The 617-nt window shown below is 72.1% G+C and carries 1 pseudogene; it reads left to right on the forward strand.

The annotated features are described in order from the left end of the window. Positions 1 to 617 (forward strand): annotated as a pseudogene (locus ACSBPG_RS32050) (hypothetical protein); the annotation flags it as partial.

Here is a 617-nt window from a genome sequence, read left to right on the forward strand (position 1 = left end):
TCCGGCGCCGGCACGTTCATGGCCGTGAAGTGGCCGAAGGTCTGGTTCTACTACGCCGCGGACGCGACGGCGGCGGCGAGCGTGCAGCCGGCGGGCTCGACGCTGTACCGGATCGCCAACCGTAACGGCTCCATCCCCATCGCCAATGTCCCCAGGGAGACGACGGTGAAGCTGTGGGGCGCGGGGGGCGGCAGCAACTTTTTCGACAGTGGCGGAACCGGTGGGTTTTTGGTCGGCACCACTGTGGCGTTCGCGCGCCTGGCGGCGCTGACCATCGGGCGCACCGGCGTTAGCACGGCGGGCGGATGGAATGGCGGCGGCACGTCCGGCGGCTCCAATGGCGGCGGCGGCGGCGGTCGCACAGAGCTGCGGCTTGACGCGGCGCTTGCGGGCATTGCCGGCGGTGGCGGCGGCGGAAGCTCAACGGCTGGCGGGGCTGGAGGGGGGACCACAGGGGGCACTGGTGACAACGGCGGGGTGGGCGGTGGAGGCACGCAATCAGCGGGCGGTGCGGCTGGCGGGTCTGGCGCCACTGCCGGGATCATCGATCAGGGCGGGTATGGGTCTGTCACAGCCGATGGCGGTGGCGGTGGTGGCGGCGGCTATTTCGGCGGCGG

This window comes from Azospirillum sp. ST 5-10 (assembly GCF_051225715.1).
Classification (GTDB): Bacteria; Pseudomonadota; Alphaproteobacteria; order Azospirillales; family Azospirillaceae; genus Azospirillum.